This window comes from Vibrio sp. ER1A, assembly GCF_000733315.1.
GTDB classification, from domain to species: domain Bacteria; phylum Pseudomonadota; class Gammaproteobacteria; order Enterobacterales; family Vibrionaceae; genus Vibrio; species Vibrio mediterranei.
In genome coordinates this window covers 157540-180522 of record NZ_JPJA01000087.1, presented here as the reverse complement: position 1 = coordinate 180522, position 22983 = coordinate 157540, and the positions used below count along the sequence as shown (strand labels likewise).

The 22983-nt window shown below is 44.4% G+C and carries 20 protein-coding genes and 1 pseudogene; 17 read left to right on the top strand and 4 right to left on the bottom strand.

The features are described from left to right. The first annotated feature begins 19 nt into the window (after positions 1-19). The 14 genes and pseudogenes from fdx (at position 20) to HW45_RS15430 (ending at position 13816) form a co-directional block, all read left to right on the top strand. Entirely contained in the window at positions 20-358 is a 339-nt protein-coding gene (gene fdx / locus HW45_RS15495; RefSeq protein WP_006072576.1) for an ISC system 2Fe-2S type ferredoxin, read from the top strand. 14 nt (positions 359-372) lie between these two features. Continuing rightward, positions 373-573 (top strand): Fe-S cluster assembly protein IscX, encoded by a 201-nt coding sequence (gene iscX, locus HW45_RS15490; RefSeq protein WP_006072574.1) that lies wholly within the window; start codon positions 373-375, stop codon positions 571-573. 176 nt (positions 574-749) lie between these two features. After that, positions 750-2048 (top strand): aminopeptidase PepB, encoded by a 1299-nt coding sequence (gene pepB, locus HW45_RS15485; protein WP_038227964.1) that lies wholly within the window; start codon positions 750-752, stop codon positions 2046-2048. Between the two features lie 32 nt (positions 2049-2080). Continuing rightward, positions 2081-2506, top strand: coding sequence for a nucleoside-diphosphate kinase (gene ndk, locus HW45_RS15480; protein ID WP_038227962.1), 426 nt, complete (start codon positions 2081-2083; stop codon positions 2504-2506). Between the two features lie 189 nt (positions 2507-2695). Beyond that, positions 2696-3820 carry a bifunctional tRNA (adenosine(37)-C2)-methyltransferase TrmG/ribosomal RNA large subunit methyltransferase RlmN gene (locus HW45_RS15475; protein WP_038227960.1) on the top strand — a complete coding sequence of 375 codons (1125 nt, stop codon included), beginning with the start codon at positions 2696-2698 and terminating at the stop codon, positions 3818-3820. A gap of 486 nt (positions 3821-4306) precedes the next feature. Next, positions 4307-5257 (top strand): cytoskeleton protein RodZ, encoded by a 951-nt coding sequence (gene rodZ, locus HW45_RS15470; RefSeq protein ID WP_038227958.1) that lies wholly within the window; start codon positions 4307-4309, stop codon positions 5255-5257. 9 nt (positions 5258-5266) lie between these two features. Then, positions 5267-6391: a flavodoxin-dependent (E)-4-hydroxy-3-methylbut-2-enyl-diphosphate synthase gene (gene ispG / locus HW45_RS15465; protein ID WP_038227956.1), complete on the top strand. Its 1125-nt coding sequence runs from the start codon at positions 5267-5269 to the stop codon at positions 6389-6391. Positions 6392-6417: 26 nt separating this feature from the next. Continuing rightward, positions 6418-7686, top strand: coding sequence for a histidine--tRNA ligase (gene hisS, locus HW45_RS15460; protein ID WP_006072564.1), 1269 nt, complete (start codon positions 6418-6420; stop codon positions 7684-7686). Positions 7687-7767: 81 nt separating this feature from the next. Continuing rightward, a complete protein-coding gene (locus HW45_RS15455; protein WP_006072562.1) occupies positions 7768-8382 on the top strand; it encodes a YfgM family protein in 615 nt (204 codons plus the stop codon). Positions 8383-8394: 12 nt separating this feature from the next. Then, on the top strand, positions 8395-9552 hold the full coding sequence (gene bamB / locus HW45_RS15450; RefSeq protein WP_006072561.1) for an outer membrane protein assembly factor BamB: 1158 nt from the start codon (positions 8395-8397) through the stop codon (positions 9550-9552). 173 nt (positions 9553-9725) lie between these two features. Continuing rightward, on the top strand, positions 9726-11210 hold the full coding sequence (der, locus tag HW45_RS15445) for a ribosome biogenesis GTPase Der (protein ID WP_006072560.1): 1485 nt from the start codon (positions 9726-9728) through the stop codon (positions 11208-11210). A gap of 64 nt (positions 11211-11274) precedes the next feature. Further along, entirely contained in the window at positions 11275-12138 is an 864-nt protein-coding gene (locus HW45_RS15440) for a metal-dependent hydrolase (RefSeq protein WP_038227955.1), read from the top strand. Between the two features lie 325 nt (positions 12139-12463). Beyond that, positions 12464-13483, top strand: a pseudogene (locus HW45_RS15435) (sensor domain-containing diguanylate cyclase). 99 nt (positions 13484-13582) lie between these two features. Further along, the gene (locus HW45_RS15430) at positions 13583-13816 is read left to right on the top strand and encodes a zinc ribbon domain-containing protein (protein WP_038227953.1); all 234 of its coding nucleotides are present in this window, start codon (positions 13583-13585) and stop codon (positions 13814-13816) included. Positions 13817-13825: 9 nt separating this feature from the next. Here the strand turns inward: HW45_RS15430 and xseA are convergent, their stop codons facing one another. Further along, a complete protein-coding gene (gene xseA / locus HW45_RS15425) occupies positions 13826-15199 on the bottom strand; it encodes an exodeoxyribonuclease VII large subunit (protein WP_038227952.1) in 1374 nt (457 codons plus the stop codon). A gap of 207 nt (positions 15200-15406) precedes the next feature. Here xseA and guaB point away from each other — a divergent pair, with 207 nt between their 5' ends. The 3 genes from guaB (at position 15407) to HW45_RS15410 (ending at position 19351) form a co-directional block, all read left to right on the top strand. Next, positions 15407-16870, top strand: coding sequence for an IMP dehydrogenase (gene guaB / locus HW45_RS15420; RefSeq protein ID WP_006072553.1), 1464 nt, complete (start codon positions 15407-15409; stop codon positions 16868-16870). 153 nt (positions 16871-17023) lie between these two features. After that, positions 17024-18577, top strand: a complete 1554-nt coding sequence (gene guaA / locus HW45_RS15415) for a glutamine-hydrolyzing GMP synthase (protein WP_038227950.1) — start codon at positions 17024-17026, stop codon at positions 18575-18577. Positions 18578-18757: 180 nt separating this feature from the next. After that, entirely contained in the window at positions 18758-19351 is a 594-nt protein-coding gene (locus tag HW45_RS15410) for an acetate uptake transporter (protein WP_006072549.1), read from the top strand. Between the two features lie 134 nt (positions 19352-19485). Here the strand turns inward: HW45_RS15410 and HW45_RS15405 are convergent, their stop codons facing one another. The 3 genes from HW45_RS15405 to HW45_RS15395 all read right to left on the bottom strand — a co-directional run bounded on the left by HW45_RS15405 (position 19486) and on the right by HW45_RS15395 (position 22980). Continuing rightward, complete coding sequence (locus HW45_RS15405; RefSeq protein WP_038227948.1) at positions 19486-21033, bottom strand: alanine/glycine:cation symporter family protein; 1548 nt, start codon at positions 21031-21033, stop codon at positions 19486-19488. 328 nt (positions 21034-21361) lie between these two features. After that, complete coding sequence (gene tenA / locus HW45_RS15400; protein ID WP_038227946.1) at positions 21362-22024, bottom strand: thiaminase II; 663 nt, start codon at positions 22022-22024, stop codon at positions 21362-21364. Between the two features lie 8 nt (positions 22025-22032). Then, positions 22033-22980 carry an ABC transporter substrate-binding protein gene (locus HW45_RS15395; RefSeq protein ID WP_038227944.1) on the bottom strand — a complete coding sequence of 316 codons (948 nt, stop codon included), beginning with the start codon at positions 22978-22980 and terminating at the stop codon, positions 22033-22035. Positions 22981-22983 lie beyond the last annotated feature (3 nt).

Below are 22983 nucleotides of genomic sequence, written 5' to 3'. Positions count from 1 at the left end.
ATTCGAGGACTAAGTAGTCATGCCAAAAATAGTTGTTCTGCCCCATGAAGATCTGTGCCCAGAAGGCGCAGTGTTAGAGGCTAACGAAGGCGAAACCGTATTAGATGTGGCACTAAAAAACGGTATTGGGATTGAGCACGCTTGTGAGAAATCGTGCGCTTGCACAACTTGTCACGTGATTATTCGTGAAGGTTTCGATTCACTTGAAGAGAGTGAAGAGCTTGAAGATGACATGCTAGATAAAGCGTGGGGCTTAGAACCAGAATCACGTTTGGGTTGCCAAGCCGTTGTTGCTGATGAAGACTTAGTGGTAGAAATTCCAAAATACACGTTAAACCACGCATCTGAAGATCACTAATAAGTGGAGGATACATGAGCTTAAAATGGACTGACTCTCGTGATATCGCTATTGAGTTGTGCGATCAATTTCCAGATATGGACCCTAAAACGGTTCGTTTTACCGACTTACATCAATGGATAACGGAACTAGAAGATTTTGACGATGATCCAAATCGTTCTAATGAGAAAATCCTTGAAGCAGTCATCTTATGCTGGATGGATGAGTACGATTGATAAATCGCTCTAACTTTACTTCTAAAAACGGACCTTTGGTCCGTTTTTTTGTCGCTACATGTTACATTGTTATTAATTCCCTTGGGCGGGTCATTGGTATTGTCTCTACATAGTGATAACATCATTTGAATCATAAGATACGACAACACAAAACAGAATTAAGACAAGGAGAGACCATGTCTAACACAATGTCGGTATTTCTTAGCCAAGAAGCGGCTGCTCCTCAATGGGGCGACAAAGCAATCATCTCTTTCACAGAAACTGGCGCGACAGTCCACTTAGGCGAGGGCCACGATTTAGGCGCTATTCAGCGCGCGGCTCGTAAATTAGACTCGCAAGGTATTTCTAATGCAACACTGGCTGGCGAAGGCTGGGATCTAGAATCAACCTGGGCATTCTATCAAGGCTACCGTAATTCTAAGAAAAGCACACAAGTGACGTTGCCGCCACTCAGTGAGCAAGATGAAAACGAGCTGAATGCACGTATCAAAGCCTCCAACTGGACTCGTGACATCATCAACAAGAGCGCGGAAGAAGTTGCACCTCGTCAACTTGCGACTATGGCGGCTGAGTTCATTAAATCAACGGCACCTGAGCATGTTACTTACCGCATTGTAAAAGATAAAGATCTGCTGACTGAAGGCTGGGAAGGTATTTTCGCAGTAGGTCGCGGTTCTGAACGCACATCGGCAATGCTGCAACTCGATTACAACCCAACAGGTGACGAAAATGCCCCAGTATTTGCGTGCCTAGTTGGTAAAGGCATCACATTCGATTCTGGTGGCTACAGCCTGAAGCCTTCTAACTTTATGTCGGCGATGAAAGCAGACATGGGTGGTGCTGGTACTATCACTGGCGGTTTGGGATTAGCGATCATGCGTGGTTTGAATAAACGTGTGAAGTTGATTCTCTGCTGTGCGGAAAACATGGTTTCTGGCCGAGCGCTTAAGTTGGGTGACGTGATCACTTATAAAAACGGTAAGACGGTTGAAATCATGAATACCGATGCCGAGGGACGCTTAGTTCTGGCTGATGGTCTTATTTACGCGAGCGAACAAAACCCTGAGCTGATTATTGACTGTGCTACGCTCACCGGTGCAGCTAAGAATGCTCTAGGTAATGATTACCACGCTATCATGTCTTTTGATGACGAACTCACTCATCAAGCATTAACCAATGCAAACCAAGAAAAAGAAGGTTTATGGCCACTGCCGTTAGCAGATTTCCATCGAGGTATGCTGCCGTCAAACTTTGCTGACCTTTCAAATATCAGCAGTGGTGATTACTCACCAGGTGCAAGCACTGCAGCGGCATTTTTGTCTTACTTTGTTACCGATTATAAAAAAGGTTGGTTGCATTTCGATTGTGCTGGTACATATCGCAAAGCGGCGACTGATAAGTGGTCTGCGGGGGCAACTGGCATGGGTATTCGTACTTTAGCTCGGCTGCTTACTGAGCAAGCTCAAACCAAATAACAACAATATAAACAGAAAGATAAGGAACAATAATGGCCCTAGAAAGAACATTTTCAATCGTTAAGCCTGATGCTGTAGAACGTAATCTTATTGGTGAGATCTATCATCGTATTGAGAAAGCTGGTCTAAAAATTATCGCAGCTAAGATGGTTCACTTGACCGATGAGCAAGCGAAAGGGTTTTACGCTGAACACGAGGGTAAGCCATTCTTTGATGCACTGCGTGAGTTTATGACCTCTGGTCCTATCATGGTTCAAGTACTTGAAGGCGAAGATGCTATCTCTCGTTATCGTGAGCTGATGGGGAAGACTAACCCTGAAGAAGCTGCATGTGGAACCATTCGTGCAGATTACGCGTTAAGCATGCGCCATAACTCGGTGCACGGCTCAGACAGTCCAGAGTCGGCAGCGCGTGAAATTGAATTTTTCTTCCCTACGTCGGAAATTTGTCCGCGTTAATGATTGATTCCGCTCAACACAAGGAGGCTTAGGCCTCCTTTTTTAATATTGAGTGTGTTTGCTGTTCAAAAAATGTTCACTTATAAATGAATACCTTATTATTTTAAGGTTTTGTAGCGCTTGTTGTAGTCGCCTAAAGGCTGTACAATTCGCGCCCTTAAGTAGAATCACCGTCATCGAAGAGGCAACATGACCGCACAAAAAGTCAATCTACTCGATTTTGATCGCAAAGGTATGCGTAAATTCTTCCAAGAGGAACTTGGCGAAAAAGCCTTCCGTGCTGATCAGGTTATGAAGTGGATCTATCATTTTGGTTGTGATGACTTTGAGAAGATGACCAACATCAACAAGAAGCTTCGTGAAAAGCTGATTCGTTTGGCTGAAATTAAAGCTCCGACAGTCTCTGAAGCGCAACACTCATCTGATGGCACCATTAAATGGGCGATGCGTGTAGGTGATCAAGATGTCGAAACGGTCTATATCCCAGATGATGACCGCGCAACGTTGTGTGTTTCATCTCAAGTAGGTTGTGCGTTGGAGTGTAAATTCTGTTCAACGGCACAGCAGGGCTTTAACCGTAACCTTAAAGTCTCGGAAATTATCGGTCAGGTTTGGCGCGCTGCGCGTGAAGTCGGCCTTGAAAAAGAGACAGGTCGTCGTCCAATAACCAACGTGGTGATGATGGGTATGGGTGAACCTCTACTCAACATGAAGAATCTGATGCCTGCGTTAGAAATTATGCTAGACGATCTTGGCTTTGGTTTGTCCAAACGCCGCGTAACAGTATCGACTTCTGGTGTGGTGTCCGGTCTTGATCAAATGACGGGTGAAATTGATGTTGCATTGGCTATTTCTCTTCACGCTCCAAATGACAAGTTGCGTAGTGAAATCATGCCGATTAATGATCGTTGGGATATCGAAGATTTCTTAGCATCAGTTCGTCGTTATATTGCGTCATCTAATGCTAATCGCGGTAAAGTTACCGTTGAATATGTACTTTTAGACCATGTTAACGACGATATGGATCATGCGCGTGAGCTTGCAGAGCTGTTGAAAGACACGCCTGCGAAAATCAACTTGATTCCATTTAACCCTTATCCAGGGTCACCGTACAAGAAACCGAGTAACTCGCGCATCGATCGTTTCATGAAGACGCTAATGCAGTACGACTATACAGTGACAGTTCGTAAGACTCGCGGCGACGATATTGATGCGGCGTGTGGCCAGTTAGTTGGTGATGTGATTGACCGTACTAAACGTACCAAGCAACTGGCTGAGCAAAAAGGTGAAGCTATTCCGGTAAAATCGGTATAATCCACAAATAAATAAAGAAAAACCAAGTATTTGCTTGGTTTTTTTGTATCTATAGCGCTGCAATTGAAAATATCTGATCCTTGCCACAATTTACTGATAAAAAATTCAGTATTAATGGAACAAATATCGGTTTTGTTAATCAAATATTTCAAAACGTCGCTTGAACTTTATAGATAGTGTCAATTTTTTATCAAAAATGGCTCTATTTACGTCGTTTTACGTTTGTCGATTTTAACTCGTGGTTAGAATCGACTATGATGGTCACATTCAGCCGCTGTCTTGACCCAATGTGGGGAGATCTTGCGCGAAAATCATAATGAAATCGAGCACTTTGCACTAGATTGAGGTGCAGAAGTAGGCAATTTGGGACTATGCTGTAATACAGTTAGTACGTACGATTTACCACACTAATGACGATATCACACCAATTAAAAAACGAACTAAGCGTGTAGCGTCATAGTCACAACCAAAAGAAGTACATGATAAATGAGTACTGAACAAAATACCGCAGTAGATAAAGTTGAACAGCAACCACAAGAGTCCGTTCTTGCCGGAACCATATTAAAAGAGAAGCGTGAAGCGCTAGGCCTCACCCAGAAACAGATCGCAGACCGCTTACGCTTGCGTGTCGCCATCATTCAAAAGATTGAAGCCAACGATTTTGATGGTGAGCAAGTTGCAACCTTCACTCGAGGCTATCTACGTTCTTACGCTAAGGCAGTTGGTATTGATGAAAAAGAGATCCTTGGTGCTATTGAACACCACAGTGAAGCTCAACCTTCAGAACAGCCAATGCAGAGCTTCTCTCAGAAAACCAATAAAGAAAAACACGATAGCCGCATAATGAAGCTTACTTGGGGTATTTTCGTGGTAATTATTGGTATCTCTTCGGTTTGGTGGTTGCAAAGCCAGCAAAAAGATACTCTATCGGAAATCGCAGATACTAGCGATCCTGCCTTTCAAGTAGAAGAACCCGCTTCGCCACAACTTACCGCTGAGCCTGAATTAGCAACAGCAGAAGATGAAGTAAAAACTATTGATGTGTCTGCTATTATCGAAACGCCGGAGCAGCCAGAGGAAGCAGCAACAGAATCGGTATCAGAGACTGCCAATAATAATGTTGAATCGGTTTCGGCAGACGTCGCAGTAATTGAGGAACAACCTCAAACCGCAAACGAGCAACCAAAATCAATTGATGGTCTGACTAATTTAACGATGGCTTTCACAGGTGACTGCTGGATCCAGGTAAAAGACGCGGACGGAAAGACCATCACTACCGGTATTAAAAAGCAGGGCGATAATGTCAATGTAAACGGAAAAGCACCATTTAAAGTGATTTTAGGTGCTCCTGAGAAAGTTTCTATGACATTAGCAAGTGAACCTGTCGACCTTTCTGGGTATACTTCAGGCAAAGTAGCTCGATTCACCTTACCTTAGATAATCAATATGCATCACGAATCACCAATTAAACGTCGCCCATCTACGCGTATTTATGTGGGCGATGTACCTATCGGCGATGGCGCGCCCATTGCTGTTCAGTCAATGACAAACACTCGCACGACGGACGTTGCTGCGACCGTTGCTCAGATTAAAGCGTTAGAAAATGTCGGTGCAGACATTGTTCGTGTTTCTGTTCCTACTATGGATGCCGCAGAAGCCTTCCGAGAAATCAAACAGCAAGTTTCGATTCCTCTAGTGGCTGATATTCACTTCGACTATCGAATTGCACTAAAGGTTGCGGAGTATGGCGTAGATTGTTTACGTATCAACCCGGGCAATATCGGTAACGAAGCTCGCATTCGCTCTGTTGTAGATTGTGCGCGTGATAAAAACATTCCAATTCGTATTGGCGTAAATGGCGGGTCTTTAGAAAAAGACATTCAGATGAAATATGGCGAGCCTACACCAGCTGCTTTGGTTGAGTCGGCGATGCGTCACGTGGATATTTTGGATCGTCTAAACTTCGACCAATTTAAAGTCAGTGTTAAAGCATCGGATGTGTTCCTTGCCGTAGATTCTTACCGATTGTTGGCTCAAAAGATTGATCAGCCACTACACTTAGGTATCACTGAAGCTGGCGGTGCTCGTGCGGGTGCTGTGAAGTCGTCAGTGGGTCTTGGAATGCTGTTGGCAGAAGGTATTGGTGACACTTTGCGTATTTCTTTAGCGGCAGACCCAGTTGAAGAGATCAAAGTGGGCTTTGATATTTTGAAGTCATTGCGTATTCGCTCTCGTGGTATCAACTTTATTGCTTGCCCAAGTTGTTCACGTCAAGAATTCGATGTGATCGGTACAGTAAATGCGCTAGAGCAGCGCTTAGAAGATGTGATTACACCAATGGATGTGTCGATTATCGGCTGTGTGGTGAATGGACCAGGTGAAGCAGAAGTTTCACATTTAGGCTTAGCTGGTAGTAACAAGAAAAGTGCATTCTACGAGGACGGTAAACGTCAGAAAGAGCGCTTCGATAATGATGACCTAGTGAACAAGCTCGAAGCAAAAATTCGTGCTAAGGCGTCGATGTTAGATGAGTCAAATCGCATCGAAGTGAATCAAGTAGAAGATAAATAATTTCAACGATATAACGGTATTAAACTGTGGCAAAAACTATTCAAGCAATACGAGGCATGAACGACTGCCTCCCAACACAATCTCCACTTTGGCAAAAAGTTGAGAATACAGTTAAGCATGTTGTTAGCGCATATGGCTACAACGAAGTACGTATGCCAATCGTTGAAATGACCCATCTATTTAGCCGCGCTATCGGTGAAGTGACGGATGTGGTCGAAAAGGAAATGTACACCTTCGAAGACCGTAATGGCGATAGCCTAACGCTTCGTCCTGAAGGCACGGCCGGTTGTGTGCGTTCTGGTATTGAAAATGGCTTGTTATATAACCAAGAACAACGTCTTTGGTATATGGGCCCAATGTTCCGCCATGAGCGCCCACAAAAGGGTCGTTACCGTCAATTCCATCAATGTGGTGTGGAAGTCTTTGGTCTAAATGGCCCTGACGTTGATGCTGAACTTATCATGATGACTGCGCGTCTATGGCGTGAGTTGGGCATTGCTGAACATGTACGTTTGGAACTGAACTCTATCGGCTCTCTAGAAGCTCGCGCTGATTACCGTACGGCATTGATTGCTCACCTAGAGCAGCATATTGATGTTCTTGATGAAGATAGCAAGCGTCGTATGTACACCAATCCGCTACGTGTTCTAGATAGCAAGAACCCAGATGTACAAGCGATTTTGGTTGATGCTCCTGAGCTGTCAGATTACCTCGATGCAGACTCAAAACAACATTTTGCAGGTCTTTGTGAACTTCTTGACGCAGCAGGAATCGAATATACGGTAAATCAACGTCTTGTCCGTGGGTTGGATTACTACAACCGCACGGTATTTGAGTGGATCACCGAAAGTTTAGGTGCTCAAGGTACGGTTTGTGGCGGTGGTCGTTATGACGGACTGGTTGAACAACTAGGTGGCAAAGCGACGCCAGCTGTCGGATTTGCTATGGGTTTAGAGCGTTTGGTACTAATGATGGAAACGCTTGAGCTGACTGATGTTCGTCGTAGTGTTGACGCCTACGTAGTGACTGCGGGTGAAGGCACCATGATGGCAGGTATGAAGCTAGCCGAGTCTTTGCGTGAAGCTATCCCTGGTATTCGTGTCATGAACCACTTTGGTGGTGGCAACTTCAAGAAACAATTTAAGCGTGCAGATAAAGTTGGCGCAGTATACGCTCTAGTGTTAGGCGAGAATGAAGTGGCCGAGAATACGGTCGTGGTCAAAGATTTGCAGGGTGGTGAGCAAGAAACTATTGCTCAAACTGAGTTAGCCGCTAAATTAGCAGATATTATCTAGTTTATAGACTGACGTTGATTGAACGTATTCGATAGATGAATCAATCAACGTTAGTGACGAATTCTTTTAAGAGGACAGGAAGTGGAACTCTACGATTCTGAAGAACAACAAGTAGAAGCAATCAAAGATTGGTGGAAAGAGAACGGCAAAGCAGTGGTTCTTGGTGTTGTTGTTGGTTTGGGTGGTTTATTTGGCTGGCGTTACTATCAAGACTCAGTAACGTCTGCGCAAGAAGCTGCTTCTGAACAGTATACCAAAGCGGTAGAAGCTATTGCCGCTAAAGGCACTGACGCAAGTGGTGACGTACAAGCATTTATCGATGGTAGCAAAGACACTGAATACAGTGTTTTGGCTTCACTACAACTAGCGAAAGTTCAAGTAGAAGCTGGTGAGCTTGAAAAGGCTCTTGAGCAACTGCAATGGGCACAAAGCAAAACTAAAGATGCGGCGATCACTCCGCTAGTGACTTACCGTATTGCTCGTCTAATGGCGGAAACAGGTAACGTTGATGGTGCGCGTGCTGAACTTGCGAAAATTACCGATGACGCATGGGCAGGCCGAGTGGCCGAGCTGCGTGGTGATATCGCAATTCGTGACGGTGACCGTGATGCAGCTTACACTGCTTATACTGAAGCACAGCAAGCGCAAGACGCAAGCCAAGGGCTACAAATTAAACTGGACGATCTTGCCAAGTAAGGGCCATAGCCGATGAATAGAGTCGTAAAGAAAGTACTGCTTTCTATTTCGGTACTGGGAATTCTTGCAGGGTGTTCTAGTGAAGAAGATACCGTCATTATGGCACCACTGCCAAAAGTACAAAGTGAGTTCACGCCTCAGTCGGTATGGTCTGCAAGTATTGGTGATGGTGTTGGTCAGTTCTTCTCGAAGCTCTCTCCAATTTACGCCTATGACAACTTGTTTGTCGCTAGCCGAGACGGAGTGGTAAAAGCGCTTGATCCAGAAACGGGTAAAACGCTTTGGGAAGTTAATGTCGCTGGTGAGACATCAGCTCGACTTTCTGGTGGTATTGCCGCGGCGTATCAAAAGCTATATATCGGTAGCGAAAACGGCGAAGTTATTGCGCTTGACGTCAAAACGGGCGAAGAAGTTTGGCGCGCCAAGGTGAATGGTGAGGTGCTTGCGAATCCGGTAGCGGATGCAAGTTTAATCATGGTTCATACCAGTCAAGGCTTGTTGGTTGCATTGGAACAAACGTCGGGCGAAGAGCGCTGGGCGATCAGTACTGATGTTCCAAACCTAACTTTACGTGGTGACAGTGCACCAGCTACCGTATCAGGTGGTGTTTTCTGGGGCACGGCCAATGGACGTTTAGCTGCCGCTATCGTCGAGCGTGGACAGTTGATTTGGCAGCAACCTGTAGGCACGCCAAAAGGCGCTACCGAGATCGATCGCTTGGTTGATGTGGATTCATCTCCAATCATTTTAGGTGGCACACTGTTTACGGTGGGTTTCAATGGGCAGTTAATTTCTATTGATCTACGTTCTGGTAACCCTATTTGGAAACGTAACTACTCATCAGCGACAGATATGGCGACGGATAACCGTAGTTTATTCTTGGTGACAGATAATGATCATGTAGTAGCTGTAGATGCTCGCAGTGGTACTGAGCTGTGGGAAAATAACCAGTTGGAAAACCGACTGCTAACTGCACCTGTTATTGTTGATGGTTACATCGTAGTAGGTGATAGCTTAGGTTACCTACACTGGATTGATCGAGAGTCAGGTGAGTTTGTAGCACAGCAACTCATCAACGAAAGTGGCCTTTCTGTTGGACCAACTAAGGTACCTGAAGGTTATGTTTTAGTGACTCGTGATGGTGAAATAAAGAAACTCACTATCAACTAGAAAGCGTGATATAATTCACAAACGGCTCCTGGCTGATCTCAGTTAGGAGCCGTTTTATTGCTGCGAAGCAAAAGGATCTTTTCGAGCTCGGATAGATGGATTAATTTGTGGTTATAGGAAAACGTGAGAATTTTACCTATAACTACAATTAGAAGATAAGTGTAGAGGTTTATATGGTACCTGTTGTTGCCCTAGTTGGACGCCCGAATGTGGGTAAGTCGACCCTGTTCAATCGATTGACGCGTACGCGTGATGCTCTTGTTGCGGATTTTCCGGGGCTAACACGTGACCGTAAATACGGTCAGGCGAAACTGGGTGAGCATGAATTCATTGTTATTGATACCGGTGGTATTGATGGTACTGAAGAAGGTGTTGAAACAAAAATGGCGGAACAATCGCTAGCTGCGATTGATGAAGCGGATGTCGTGCTTTTCCTAGTGGATGGCCGTGCAGGTTTAACGTCGGCTGATGAAGCGATTGCTCAACACCTGCGTAAAATTGAGAAGCCGTCATTCCTAGTGATCAACAAAGTTGATGGTATTGATGCTGATGCTGCCAGTGCTGAGTTTTGGCAACTTGGTGTAGAAGACATGTACCACATCGCAGCGGCACACGGTCGTGGCGTTACTGCACTTATCGAACGCGCACTTAACCCATTTGCAGAAAGCTTTGTTGAACAAGGTGAAATTGAAGATCTGACTGAGTTTGAAGACGAAGAAGAAGAGAAACTCGATTATACCGAAGAAGAAGCGGAAGAAGAGTTTAAGCGTCTTCAAGATCAACCAATTAAGTTGGCTATCATTGGTCGACCTAATGTGGGTAAATCAACGCTGACCAACCGTATTCTTGGTGAAGAGCGTGTAGTAGTTTATGACATGCCGGGTACCACTCGCGATTCTATTTATATTCCTATGCAGCGTGATGATCGTGAGTATGTACTAATTGATACTGCTGGTGTACGTCGTCGTCGTCGCATCAACGAAACGGTTGAGAAGTTCTCAGTGGTAAAAACACTGAAAGCAGTAGAAGATGCAAACGTTGTATTACTCGTTATCGATGCTCGTGAAAACATCTCAGATCAAGACTTAAGCCTCCTTGGTTTTGCGTTAAACTCTGGTCGCTCTATTGTGATCGCTGTGAACAAATGGGATGGTTTAGATACTGACGTGAAAGAGCACGTTAAGAAAGAGCTTGATCGTCGTCTTGGTTTCGTTGACTTTGCTCGTATCCACTTTATTTCAGCGCTTCATGGTACTGGTGTTGGCCACTTGTTTGAATCTGTTCAAGAAGCTTACAAGTCTGCGACTACCCGTGTGGGTACTTCGGTACTGACCCGTATCATGAAAATGGCGACGGAAGATCACCAGCCACCTATGGTTCGTGGACGTCGTGTTAAGTTGAAATATGCGCACGCTGGTGGCTACAACCCACCAATCGTTGTGGTTCATGGTAACCTAGTCAATGAACTACCAGATTCGTATAAGCGTTATTTAATGAACTATTATCGTCGTTCTTTGGAAATTATGGGTACGCCAATTCGTATTAACTTCCAAAGCAGCGATAACCCATTTGAAGGTAAGTCTAACAAGATGACCCTTTCACAAGAGCGTAAACGTAAACGCTTAATGACGATGATGAAAGGTCGTCCTAAAAAATAAGTCGAAATTAAACAACGCCCTCTGAATACAGCGGGCGTTTTTTGTTGCAAGGAATAATCATACCGTGTTTACCGCTAGTAAAATTCACTTTTGTCATCAAACTTGGCAGCTAGACAGCGCAATTCAATTGATCGATGAGCATTCTAATTACACCGATATTGTTGTAGACAGTACGCCATTTCACCCAGTAAGTCATATATGGCCAGATCATCCCGCAGACAAAGGTTATCTGTTAGCGAAAGGTCAACAACTTGAAGTCATAGATTGTCTTGTTGGTGCTATCGAACTGGATACCAAAACACTGTATGTCGGCAGCGCGATTCCCGTAAAACGAGACTGTGATGGATGGGTATTTGTTGTTGTGCATCGAATCGCGAAAGGAACAGAACTTTGTGTTGGTCAGGTCATTACATTGGAAGTAGACAAAGCCTATCAACAAAGTTTGAGCAGAGGACATAGTGCCGGACATATCGCCTCTCTTGCACTTAACAAAGTGCTAGCTGCGTCATACTGGAGAAAAGAAGCAGACCGAAAAGATGGTTTGGCCCACTATGATTTTAATAGTTATGCTCAGGAACAGAGTGTGGTATCGCCAAACCGATGTTTTGACCGATATCGCCTTGGGAAAACGTTAAAGAAACGTGGACTAAATACCGTAGAGGTGGTGACAGACTTACAGAGAATTGAAGATATGACTAATCAACAGTTAGCTGAGTGGTCACAAGAACCCTCTGAAGTTTCAATGCAACTTGAAGGTCCATTTTTGACCAGTTCAAGATATTGGCACTGCACTCTTGATGGCGTCGACGTCGTGATGCCTTGCGGTGGAACGCATATCAATCATATGGATGAACTGATTAACCTTAGAGTCGAGCTAAAAGCCGTAGATTCGTCTTATATCGAAATGCATACCCATGTAAGTGACTAATTTGAGAAATGATCGTTTTATTAAATTCTGTATAGTGTCATTTGATAAGCCTTGCGTGGAATAATAATCTAACTTAAATCCAAATGCAGAATATGTAACTTATGCTTTCGGTATGTGGTTATATAAATGTTCTTTTAAGAGCAGATCGCTGATCAGATTAGATTAAGGGGAAGATCTAGGGAAGATCTAGAACAGCATCGTATTGTTGTTCGTCCCTTTGACCATACGACTAAATATTAAACTGGTCAATAGATCATCTATCCGTACGTTGTGTTATTATGTGTCGGTTACGCATACTCAATAAGAACGACAATTCTGCGGATTTATGACGAAAGATTTGCTGATAGATGCCCATAAGGGCATGAACTTACTCTTGAAAGAACTTGCTCTGGGGTTGCCAAAACCCCAATTGGAGGAGCGAATCATTAAGTTAACAGAGCGCCTGTTTAAGGATAAACGCGCGTCAATATTAACGTTAGATCAAGAGACACATCGACTTTACAGCACTTCAGCACCTAACTTGCCTGACTTTTACAACGATGCTATTGATGGGATCGAAATAGGAGAAGGAGTAGGTTCCTGCGGTGCGGCTGCCTATTTAAAACGTTCTGTAATCATCTCTGATGTCAAAAGCCATAGTAATTGGCAGCCTTTTGTTGAACTTGCGACACAAGCAAATATTAGAGCATGCTGGTCTGTGCCAGTGATCTCGACACAAGAGCACGTATTGGGTACGTTTGCACTCTATAGCTCATTGCCCTCTGATCCCCATGCTATTGAACTGGAGATACTCGAGTCTATTGCCGCAGTTTATTCTGTGGCGCTAGAGAAATATGCTTTAGAAGATAAACTCAACTACCAAGCTAAGTTTGATTCTCTGACTCAATGCCTGAATCGTCGAGCTCTATTGGAACGTGTCGAACAAAGTCATTGCTTTCAAGGTAATTTTCTTGGCTGCTTCTTTATTGATATCGATAAGTTCAAACAAGTAAATGATGTGTATGGGCATCAATTCGGCGATAAGGTGTTGGTTGCTGTCGCGCAAAAATTACGTTTACTATTACCTGACCAAGCTGTGTTAGGTCGATATGGTGGCGATTAGTTTCTTGCGTTTAGTTGCTTTCCTAGTCAGGAAGATTCCAGAACTTTTTACGAGACATTGCAGTCAGAATTGAATCGGCCTGTCACTTTAGAAGAGACTAACATCGGGGTTAGCGTTGGGTTTGCAACCAAAGAGTGTTGTTCAGACATGACGATTGACCAATTGATCCGTTTAGCGGATACCGAGATGTATAAAGTCAAACGTAAAGCTAAGTTGGAGAGTTTATTCCTATCTCGTGGCTAATTGCTTTCCTAGCAGTACGTCTTATGGCAGTTGCCTAGTATCCTCGTGGTGTTCGAGATAGAATATCAATATTAACATCTACTAATATTTAGGTGAGATATGAACTTCGCAGACAACGAGTGCCCAGATTGCAAGATCGCTTTAGATTGGGACGGGCAGTATTTCTGTAAACAATGCACTAAACATTTTGTCAAAATTGGTTATTGCCCAGATTGCCAAGCTGAAATGGAAAAGCTTCAGGCGTGTGGTGCAGCTAACTATTTTTGTAACTCATGTAATGAACTGAAGTCTAAATCTCGAGCAAGGTTTGAATTCCAACCAATAGAAGCTTAGTGAGCTTGGCTAGCTAGGTTTGATATCGGTAACGGTCGAGACAAGAGTGCCATGCTCTAACTGAGTCGTCATTGTCGAGCCTATTTCTACCGAATCTGCATGAGAAATGACTTTCCCATCCTCGTCTTGAGTAATAGAGTAACCACGCTTCAATGTGGCAAGTGGACTCACCGTGTCAAGCTTACCAACTGTTAATGCAAATTTATGCTTAGTTGAAGAGAGTTGACGTTGCATCGCTTGTTCTAGTCGACTTTCTAATTGACTTAATCGGTGCGATTGTTGCGCCAGACGAGTAACAGGTGACTGTAACTTCAGTCGATGCAGCTTGTTGGTTAACCTGAGAGTCTCTTGAGATAACCTTTGCTTCATTGCGGCATTAAGGCGGTACTCAAATTCATCCAAGCGTTGACTTTGGCGCTGCAAATGATGTTTAGGGTGTTGATTGCTTAGGTCTTGCATCAACGAGGACAAGCGCTGCTTTTGCTCTGACAGATAAAGTCGAATGACGTTTCTCAGGCGCTGCTCTCTAGTGATCAGTGACTCATGTTTATGAGAGGTATCATTGCTGACTAGTTCTGCGGCTGCACTTGGTGTCGGGGCGCGCACATCAGCGACGTAATCAGCGATAGTGACGTCAATTTCATGTCCGACTGCACTGATAATTGGTATTTGGCTGGCGGCAATGGTTCTGGCGACGATTTCGTGGTTGAAGCACCATAAATCTTCAAGGGAGCCTCCGCCTCGTCCGACGATTAACACATCACACTCGTTTCGGCTGTTTGCTCTGCCAATCGCTTGAGCAATCTCAATCGCAGCGTTATCTCCTTGAACCGTCGTCGGATAAATAACCACAGGTAAGGAAGGATCACGCCTTTTCAAAACATCTAAAATATCAAATAAAGCAGCGCCCGTTTTGGAGGTAATGATACCTACACGTTTTGGGTGGCTGGGCAATGGTTGTTTTAGTGTTTGAGCAAACAAACCTTCTGCAGCAAGTGACATTTTCAGCTTCTCAAACTCTTGCTGAAGTCGACCATCCCCCTCGGGTTGCATTGACTCAATGATGAGCTGATAGTCACCTCGCGGCTCATAGAGTGAGAGTCTTGCTTTAACTAGTACTTGATTTCCATTAGCAGGTTTGAACGTTACACGGCGATTATTACCACGAAACATCGCGCATTTCACTTGAGCGCGAGAGTCCTTAAGAGTGAGGTACCAGTGACCAGAGACAGGTGCAGAAAAGTTAGAAATTTCGCCGACTAACCACACTATCCCCATTTCATTTTCTAGCAACAAACGAACTTCAGAGTTCAGGCGTGACACCGTGTAAATGTTTTGATTACTAGACGTAGAATTAGAGCTTGATCGCGAGGATAGGGGCACAGCTAATCTCAAAGACGTGGGTATGGAAATTAGCGGCAATATAATACATATCAAGGGGGTAAATGCAAATAAAAAATATAAAAATGTGTAGCCAAGCGATTTCGTCGGGCGTATAATCCCACCGCAATATCTAATCCAAATGACCTTATTATGCGAAACGATAAGGGCGGATTATTCCTTCAACTCCTCTATTGTGAGATATTGCAAATGCTAAGAATTGCCAAAGAAGCGCTGACGTTCGATGATGTACTACTCGTTCCAGCTCACTCCACCGTTCTCCCAAACACAGCCGATCTTCGCACTCGGTTGACGAAGAATATCAGTCTGAATATTCCAATGATCTCTGCGTCTATGGACACAGTGACGGAAGCGCGTCTAGCGATCGCGCTTGCCCAAGAAGGTGGCATTGGCTTTATCCACAAAAACATGTCTATTGAGCAACAAGCTGAGCAAGTACGTCTTGTTAAGATCTTTGAAGCTGGTGTAGTAACAAACCCTGTTACTGTTCGTCCAGAAGCAACGATTGCTGATGTAATGGCGCTAACTGAAAAGCATGGCTTTGCAGGTTTCCCTGTTGTTACAGAAACGAATGAGCTTGTAGGCATCATCACTGGCCGTGATGTTCGCTTTGTTACTGATTTAAGTAAGAAAGTAGAAGTAGTAATGACGCCAAAAGCGCGTCTAGCATCAGTAAAAGAAGGCGCTTCTCGTGAAGAAGTGCAAGAAGAGATGCACCGTGCTCGTGTTGAAAAAGTGTTGGTCGTAAACGATGAGTTCCAACTTACCGGTATGATCACTGCAAAAGACTTCCACAAAGCAGAACGTAAACCAAACGCATGTAAAGATGCGCAAGGTCGTCTGCGCGTAGGTGCTGCTGTCGGTGCGGGCGCGGGTAACGAAGAGCGCGTAAAAGCTCTAGTTGAAGCTGGTGTTGATGTGCTTTTGATTGACTCTTCACACGGTCATTCAGAAGGCGTTTTAACTCGCATTCGCGAAACACGTGAAGCGTACCCAGATCTCGATATCATTGGTGGCAACGTAGCTACGGCTGCTGGCGCGAAAGCATTGATTGAAGCGGGTGTTAGTGCCGTTAAAGTTGGTATTGGCCCTGGTTCTATTTGTACAACTCGTATCGTTACAGGTGTTGGTGTTCCTCAAGTTACAGCGATTGCTGATGCTGCTGGTGTTGCCAACGAATACGGTATTCCAGTCATCGCAGACGGTGGTATCCGCTTCTCTGGTGATATCTGTAAAGCAATCGTTGCTGGTGCATCATGCGTGATGGTTGGCTCTATGTTTGCTGGTACTGAAGAAGCACCTGGTGAAGTTATTCTTTATCAAGGCCGTTCTTATAAGGCTTACCGTGGAATGGGTTCTCTTGGCGCGATGTCTCAAGGTTCATCGGACCGTTATTTCCAATCAGATAATGCTGCGGACAAGCTTGTTCCAGAAGGTATCGAAGGTCGCATCGCCTACAAAGGTCGCCTAAAAGAAATCGTTCACCAACAAATGGGTGGTCTTCGTTCAAGCATGGGTCTAACAGGCTCTGCGACTATCGAAGATATGCGCACTAAAGCAGAGTTCGTACGTATCTCTGGTGCTGGCTTAAACGAGTCACACGTACACGACGTTCAAATCACTAAGGAAGCACCAAACTACCGTCTAGGTTAATTACCCATAGACTGTAGTGATAACGTTGAGGGTCACAATTGACCCTGGTAAGTCTAAATCTTACGTAAACGTTTGCTTTTTTCCTTGATGCATAGATGTGAGGCGGGTAAACTCGCCTCCGTTCTCAATACTTAGCTTATAAGATTGCCCAAAATGACGAAAAATATTCATGACCAACGAATTCTGATTTTAGACTTCGGCTCGCAGTACACACAATTAGTAGCACGTCGTGTACGTGAAATCGGCGTTTACTGTGAACTATGGAGCTGGGATGTAGAAGAAGCGGATATTCGTGAATTCAACCCAGACGGTATTATTCTATCTGGCGGCCCTGAGAGTGTAACAGAGGAAAATTCTCCTCGTGCTCCTCAATACGTATTTGATTCAGGCGTTCCTGTTCTTGGCGTTTGTTACGGCATGCAGACAATGGCTGAGCAGCTTGGTGGCCGAGTAGCTGGTTCAAACGAACGTGAATTTGGCTACGCACAAGTTAAAGTATCTGGTGACTCAGCGATTTTCAAAGATCTTGAAGCGACTCAAGACGTCTGGATGAGCCACGGCGATAAAGTTGTAGAAATTCCAGCAGACTTCGTAAAAGTTGGTGAAACGGACACTTGCCCGTACGCTGCTATGGCGAATGAAGAGAAGAAATACTATGGCGTTCAGTTCCACCCAGAAGTAACGCACACTAAACAAGGCCTGCAAATGCTAGAGAACTTTGTTCTTGGTGCATGTGGCTGTGAGCGTTTATGGACATCAGAATCCATCATCGAAGATGCTGTTGCTCGTATTAAAGAGCAAGTAGGCGATGATGAGGTTATTCTAGGTCTATCTGGTGGTGTTGATTCATCGGTAGTTGCAATGCTTGTTCACCGCGCCATTGGCGACAAGCTGACCTGTGTGTTCGTTGACAACGGCCTACTTCGTCTTAACGAAGGCCAGCAAGTGATGGAAATGTTTGGCGATAAGTTCGGCCTAAACATCATCAAAGTTGACGCAGAAGAGCGCTTCTTGATTGCACTTGAAGGCAAATCTGACCCAGAAGAGAAACGTAAAACAATCGGTCACGTGTTTGTTGACGTATTCGATGAAGAGTCTAAGAAGCTTAAAAATGCGAAATGGCTAGCACAGGGTACAATCTACCCAGATGTCATTGAGTCAGCTGCTTCTAAAACAGGTAAAGCTCACGTTATTAAATCACACCACAATGTGGGTGGTCTTCCTGATGATATGGAAATGGGGCTTGTTGAGCCACTACGTGAATTGTTTAAAGATGAAGTGCGTAAGATCGGTCTAGAACTAGGTCTACCATATAACATGCTTTATCGTCACCCATTCCCAGGACCAGGCCTCGGTGTTCGTGTTCTTGGTGAAATCAAAAAAGAGTACTGTGACTTGCTGCGCCGTGCTGATGCTATCTTTATTGAAGAACTGCACGCTGCAGATCTGTATAACAAAGTTTCTCAAGCATTTACCGTGTTCCTACCAGTTCGTTCGGTAGGTGTTATGGGTGATGGCCGTAAGTATGACTGGGTAGTATCACTGCGTGCTGTTGAAACCATCGACTTTATGACGGCTCATTGGGCACATTTACCATATGACTTCCTAGGTAAGGTCTCGAACCGCATTATCAACGAAGTTGAAGGCATTTCACGTGTGGTTTACGACATTTCTGGTAAGCCACCAGCGACCATCGAGTGGGAATAATCTCCGATTGTTGTTATTAAATTATGAAACCGGCGCAAGCCGGTTTTTTTATGCATGCTAATTAATATCTGCAAATTATCAATCTTAGATTGCAAATAACGGATCTGCTCAATGTCACAAATATCGATTAAAATTTTTCTATAACTTTTACCACTAATTTTTAATCGAAGGCTCTTTTACATGTCGAACAAACTCGCAAACCCTGCGCCACTTGGCCTAATGGGTTTTGGTATGACTACCATTCTGCTTAACATCCACAATGCAGGTTTCTTTCCGATTGATTCAATGATTCTTGCTATGGGTATTTTTTATGGCGGTCTTAGCCAAGTGTTTGTTGGCATGATGTGCTTTAAGCGTGGTGACACTTTTGGCACTACGGCATTCACGTCGTACGGCTTATTCTGGTTAACGCTAGTGGGTATTATCGTAATGCCTTACATGGGTCTTCCTGCTAGCCCTGCGAAATTTATGGGTTGGTATTTACTGCTATGGGGTGTGTTCACTGGCTTCATGTTCATTGGTTCACTTTGCTACCCAGTGGCTAAGCAAGTGGTCTTTGGTTCTCTGACTATCCTATTTTTCTTGTTAGCTGCGCGTGATTTCTTCGGCAGCGAATTGATTGGCACTATTGCCGGCTTTGAAGGTATCTTCTGCGGCGCGAGCGCGATTTACTTCGCTATGGCTCAAGTACTTAACAACGAATATGGTCGTACGATTCTCCCTATCGGTGAGAAAAAAGCGCCAGCAATGAACACTCAAGAAGTGGCTGCATAATTTAAGTTTCATTCATTCGGGAACAATGAATGATAAAAGGGGTAGCTAAGCTACCCCTTTTTTTATGCGACGAGCATGTTTCATATCATCCCTGCACAAGCAGAGACCTACCCAAAGTGAACATCAATTCTTAATTAAGATGTCTGTGTCTGAGTGGATGCGGAACCCGCCTCTTGAGGCGCTTCAGGCTTTTTACCTGTTTTACGCTCGTAGCGACCTTCCCAGTAGTCTGCACCTTTAATACCAAGTGCGACAGGGTTGAATGTGTACTCTTCTACACCTTGCTCTTGCTGTTTCTCATAATCTTTGAGCGCAATGATTGCTGGTTTGGCAATAAAGAAGATGATCAAAATGCCCACGATGTTTAGCCATGCCATCAGACCAACACCCACATCACCCATTGCCCAAGCAAGGTTAGCCGCTTTCACTGTTCCATAAAACACAGATGTGATTAGCACAAGTTTCAAGATGAACATCAAGCCGTTGACTTTAAAAGTACGGCGAATGTAAGCGATATTTGTCTCTGCAATATAGTAGTACGCCAGAATGGTCGTAAATGCGAAGAAGAATAGTGCAAATGCGATAAATAGCTTACCAACACCAGGCATTGTGCTTTCGATAGCTAACTGAGTAAACGCAGGACCATTAGCTCCAACGGTTTCGGCAAGGTTTTGTACCAAGAACGTACTCTCAGGACCATGAACGTTGTACGCACCTGTGATAAGAATCATAAATGCTGTCGCAGAACACACTAGAAGCGTATCAATATAGATAGAGAAAGATTGCACTAAACCTTGTTGTGCTGGGTGATCAACGTTTGCTGCTGCAGCTGCATGTGGACCAGTACCTTGGCCTGCTTCGTTAGAGTAGACGCCACGTTTCACACCCCAGCCAATTGCCGCGCCGAAGCCTGCCATTGGAGTAAATGCATCGCCAATAATCATACTAACAATCCCCGGTACTTCACCGATGTTAAGCAGAATAATCACGAAGGCGATGATGATGTACGCTAGCGCCATAAATGGCACAACGATTTGTGTGAAGTTTGCGATTCGTTTTACGCCACCAAAAATGATGAAGGCAAGAATGACGGAAATAACTGCACCAGTGAAAATTTTAGCAAAACTGATGGTACCGATAGCAGTGTCAATCATAGCGCCTGTGCCGAATGCGGTTTCTACTGCATTACCAATGCTGTTCGATTGAACACCTGGTAGAAGAACACCACAAGCGAAAATAGTCGCAATAGCAAAGATCCATGCGTACCATTTTTGTCCCATCGCTTTTTCTATGTAATAAGCTGGGCCGCCACGAAATTGCCCTTCATCTTCTTCTTTATAGATTTGAGCGAGCGTGGATTCGATATAGGCTGTTGCTGCGCCAAAAAACGCAACCATCCACATCCAGAAAACTGCGCCTGGACCACCAAAACCAATAGCCGCAGCGACACCGGCAATATTACCCGTACCAACGCGACCAGAAAGTGAAACCGCTAAAGCTTGAAATGAGGAGATCCCTTTTTCTGAGCTTTTACCGGAAAGTAATAGACGCCACATTTCGAAGAAATGACGCACCTGTACAAAACGAGTGAGCACTGAATAAAAAAGGCCAGCACCAAGACACAAGTAAATTAGAGCGGGACTCCAGATTATCCCGTTTAAAAAATCAACCAAAGACTGCATAGTTCTTCCCTGTAAAGCTGGGGTAGCTTTTGAAACTCAGCGACTGATGTTCTGATTGTTCGAAAGCTATTGTTGATACCCACCGTTTCCCAATCGTCCTTGCTTGCACGAAAAGCATGAGAAAGCTGAGCGCGAAGTGTTTGAATTTATAAAACACTTCGCGCATCCTACCTAAGTTTGTTGCAAATGTTAAGGTTGGATGTAAATATTGTGTTAACACGTGATGACAGGCACAAAATTTTAAATGCGGGTTGTTTGTGTGATATTTGTTTGTTAATTGCTTTCTTTGAAGAGATAAAAAAAGCCGACCTAAATAGTCGGCTTTAGATTAGGCGGCATCTAAGCCTTGTTGCCAAAAGGCAATTTCCATGCGAGTTGCCGTTTTAAACACATGTATGATCTCTTGTGCTCTCTGGCTTTGCAGGTCAATGTCTTTTAGTAGCACGTCTAATCGTTTGATACTGGTTTGCACTCCTGACTGGAATTCTTCGCTGCCATACAGTTCTATCCAACTACGATAGGGGTTATTTTCTAGCATGGTATCGGCGCTTTTGAGTAAGTTGTCACCGATAACGGCATAGCCGATGGCACAGGGTGCTAGTGCAGCATAAAGATCAACTAATTCGCCCGTCATTCCTGCATCTAGAACATAACGTGTGTACGCCACGGTACCAAAATCTTCGACTTCCGCTTCCATATCTGCTTCTGTGATTCCCCACTGCTGGCAATAAGTGACATGGTGGCCAATCTCAGAATTTAATAATGCCTCAACACTTGGTACCGCTTCGCGCATTTGAGCAAGTGTTTTGGCTTTGTAGATGGCTAGTGCATAGGCTCGAGCGTACTGTTTTAAGAATAGAAAATCCTGCTTTAAATAGTGTAAATACGCCTGCTGAGCGAGAGTCCCCACGGCTAATTGCTTGACGAAATCATGTTCGGTGTAAGCCAACCACTCTTGTTGGCAAGCGTTAATTAAGTCTTGATGGTTCATGGTCACTCCTAAAGTACAGGTACGATGGTCTCTGCTTTTGGCTTAGCACTGATAATTTTGTGTTGATACATGAATTCGGTAAACGCGTCATATTTGGTCGCATCAACCGCAGATGGTCTAAGCGCAAATCGAGTCAATGTGTCACGCCACGCTCTTTTATTGAGTTCGTTGTTTAACGTGTCTGGTGCGTAAGCAACAAACTCATTCCAAGAAGCTGTTGGGTGATTCACTATGTAAGTGGTGGCCTTTTCAATCGCACGGTTGAATTTTACGATGGCATCTTTGTCATAACTGTTGGCATTGGCAACAAACACTAGTTCCTCATAAGTTGGAACACCGTGTTCTTCTGGGAAAAAGGCTTTTGGTTTATAACCTTCAAGTTCTAGCTGGTTGGTTTCAAAGTTTCTCAAACCACCCCAAATCGCGTCTACTTTTCCTGAAGCAAGGGAAGAGGAGAGAGCCCAACCAACATTAATGATCTGTACTTCGTCAAATGCCACTCCCTCGGTACTGAGCATGGTACCTATGGTCGCTTCTTCGTTACCTGCGATAGCAATACCAATTTTCTTACCTTTTAGGTCTGCTAGTGTGTTTATCTTGCCATTGTCCAATACCATCATGGTATTAAGCGGCGTTGCGATCAGAGTTGCACTGCGGATCAGTGGCAGTCCGGCAGCTACGTCGATAGTAAGGCTAGTTTGATACGAAACCGCAAGGTCGACTTTCCCCGCAGCAACCAGTTTGGCTGGTGTGCTTGGGTCGGCTGGTTCTTGAATATCAACATTAAGCCCTTGCTCCTTGAAGTAACCTTTCTCTTGAGCAATGACGATAGGGCCATGATTTGGGTTAACAAACCAGTCGAGCATTAGCGTGAGTTTTTTTTCTGCAGCGTGAACTGGCATGATACTGGCTGCAGCTAGCAGCAAAGCGGCAGAGAGTTTGAGCATGGATTTCATGGT

Bases quoted from the DNA above. Each gene is read 5' to 3' on its own strand.
- fdx (WP_006072576.1), top strand. From the start codon at position 20: ATGCCAAAAATAGTTGTTCTGCCCCATGAAGATCTGTGCCCAGAAGGC.
- iscX (WP_006072574.1), top strand. From the start codon at position 373: ATGAGCTTAAAATGGACTGACTCTCGTGATATCGCTATTGAGTTGTGC.
- pepB (WP_038227964.1), top strand. From the start codon at position 750: ATGTCTAACACAATGTCGGTATTTCTTAGCCAAGAAGCGGCTGCTCCT.
- ndk (WP_038227962.1), top strand. From the start codon at position 2,081: ATGGCCCTAGAAAGAACATTTTCAATCGTTAAGCCTGATGCTGTAGAA.
- HW45_RS15475 (WP_038227960.1), top strand. From the start codon at position 2,696: ATGACCGCACAAAAAGTCAATCTACTCGATTTTGATCGCAAAGGTATG.
- rodZ (WP_038227958.1), top strand. From the start codon at position 4,307: ATGAGTACTGAACAAAATACCGCAGTAGATAAAGTTGAACAGCAACCA.
- ispG (WP_038227956.1), top strand. From the start codon at position 5,267: ATGCATCACGAATCACCAATTAAACGTCGCCCATCTACGCGTATTTAT.
- bamB (WP_006072561.1), top strand. From the start codon at position 8,395: ATGAATAGAGTCGTAAAGAAAGTACTGCTTTCTATTTCGGTACTGGGA.
- der (WP_006072560.1), top strand. From the start codon at position 9,726: ATGGTACCTGTTGTTGCCCTAGTTGGACGCCCGAATGTGGGTAAGTCG.
- HW45_RS15430 (WP_038227953.1), top strand. From the start codon at position 13,583: ATGAACTTCGCAGACAACGAGTGCCCAGATTGCAAGATCGCTTTAGAT.
- guaB (WP_006072553.1), top strand. From the start codon at position 15,407: ATGCTAAGAATTGCCAAAGAAGCGCTGACGTTCGATGATGTACTACTC.
- guaA (WP_038227950.1), top strand. From the start codon at position 17,024: ATGACGAAAAATATTCATGACCAACGAATTCTGATTTTAGACTTCGGC.
- HW45_RS15410 (WP_006072549.1), top strand. From the start codon at position 18,758: ATGTCGAACAAACTCGCAAACCCTGCGCCACTTGGCCTAATGGGTTTT.
- HW45_RS15405 (WP_038227948.1), bottom strand. From the start codon at position 21,033: ATGCAGTCTTTGGTTGATTTTTTAAACGGGATAATCTGGAGTCCCGCT.
- tenA (WP_038227946.1), bottom strand. From the start codon at position 22,024: ATGAACCATCAAGACTTAATTAACGCTTGCCAACAAGAGTGGTTGGCT.
- HW45_RS15395 (WP_038227944.1), bottom strand. From the start codon at position 22,980: ATGAAATCCATGCTCAAACTCTCTGCCGCTTTGCTGCTAGCTGCAGCC.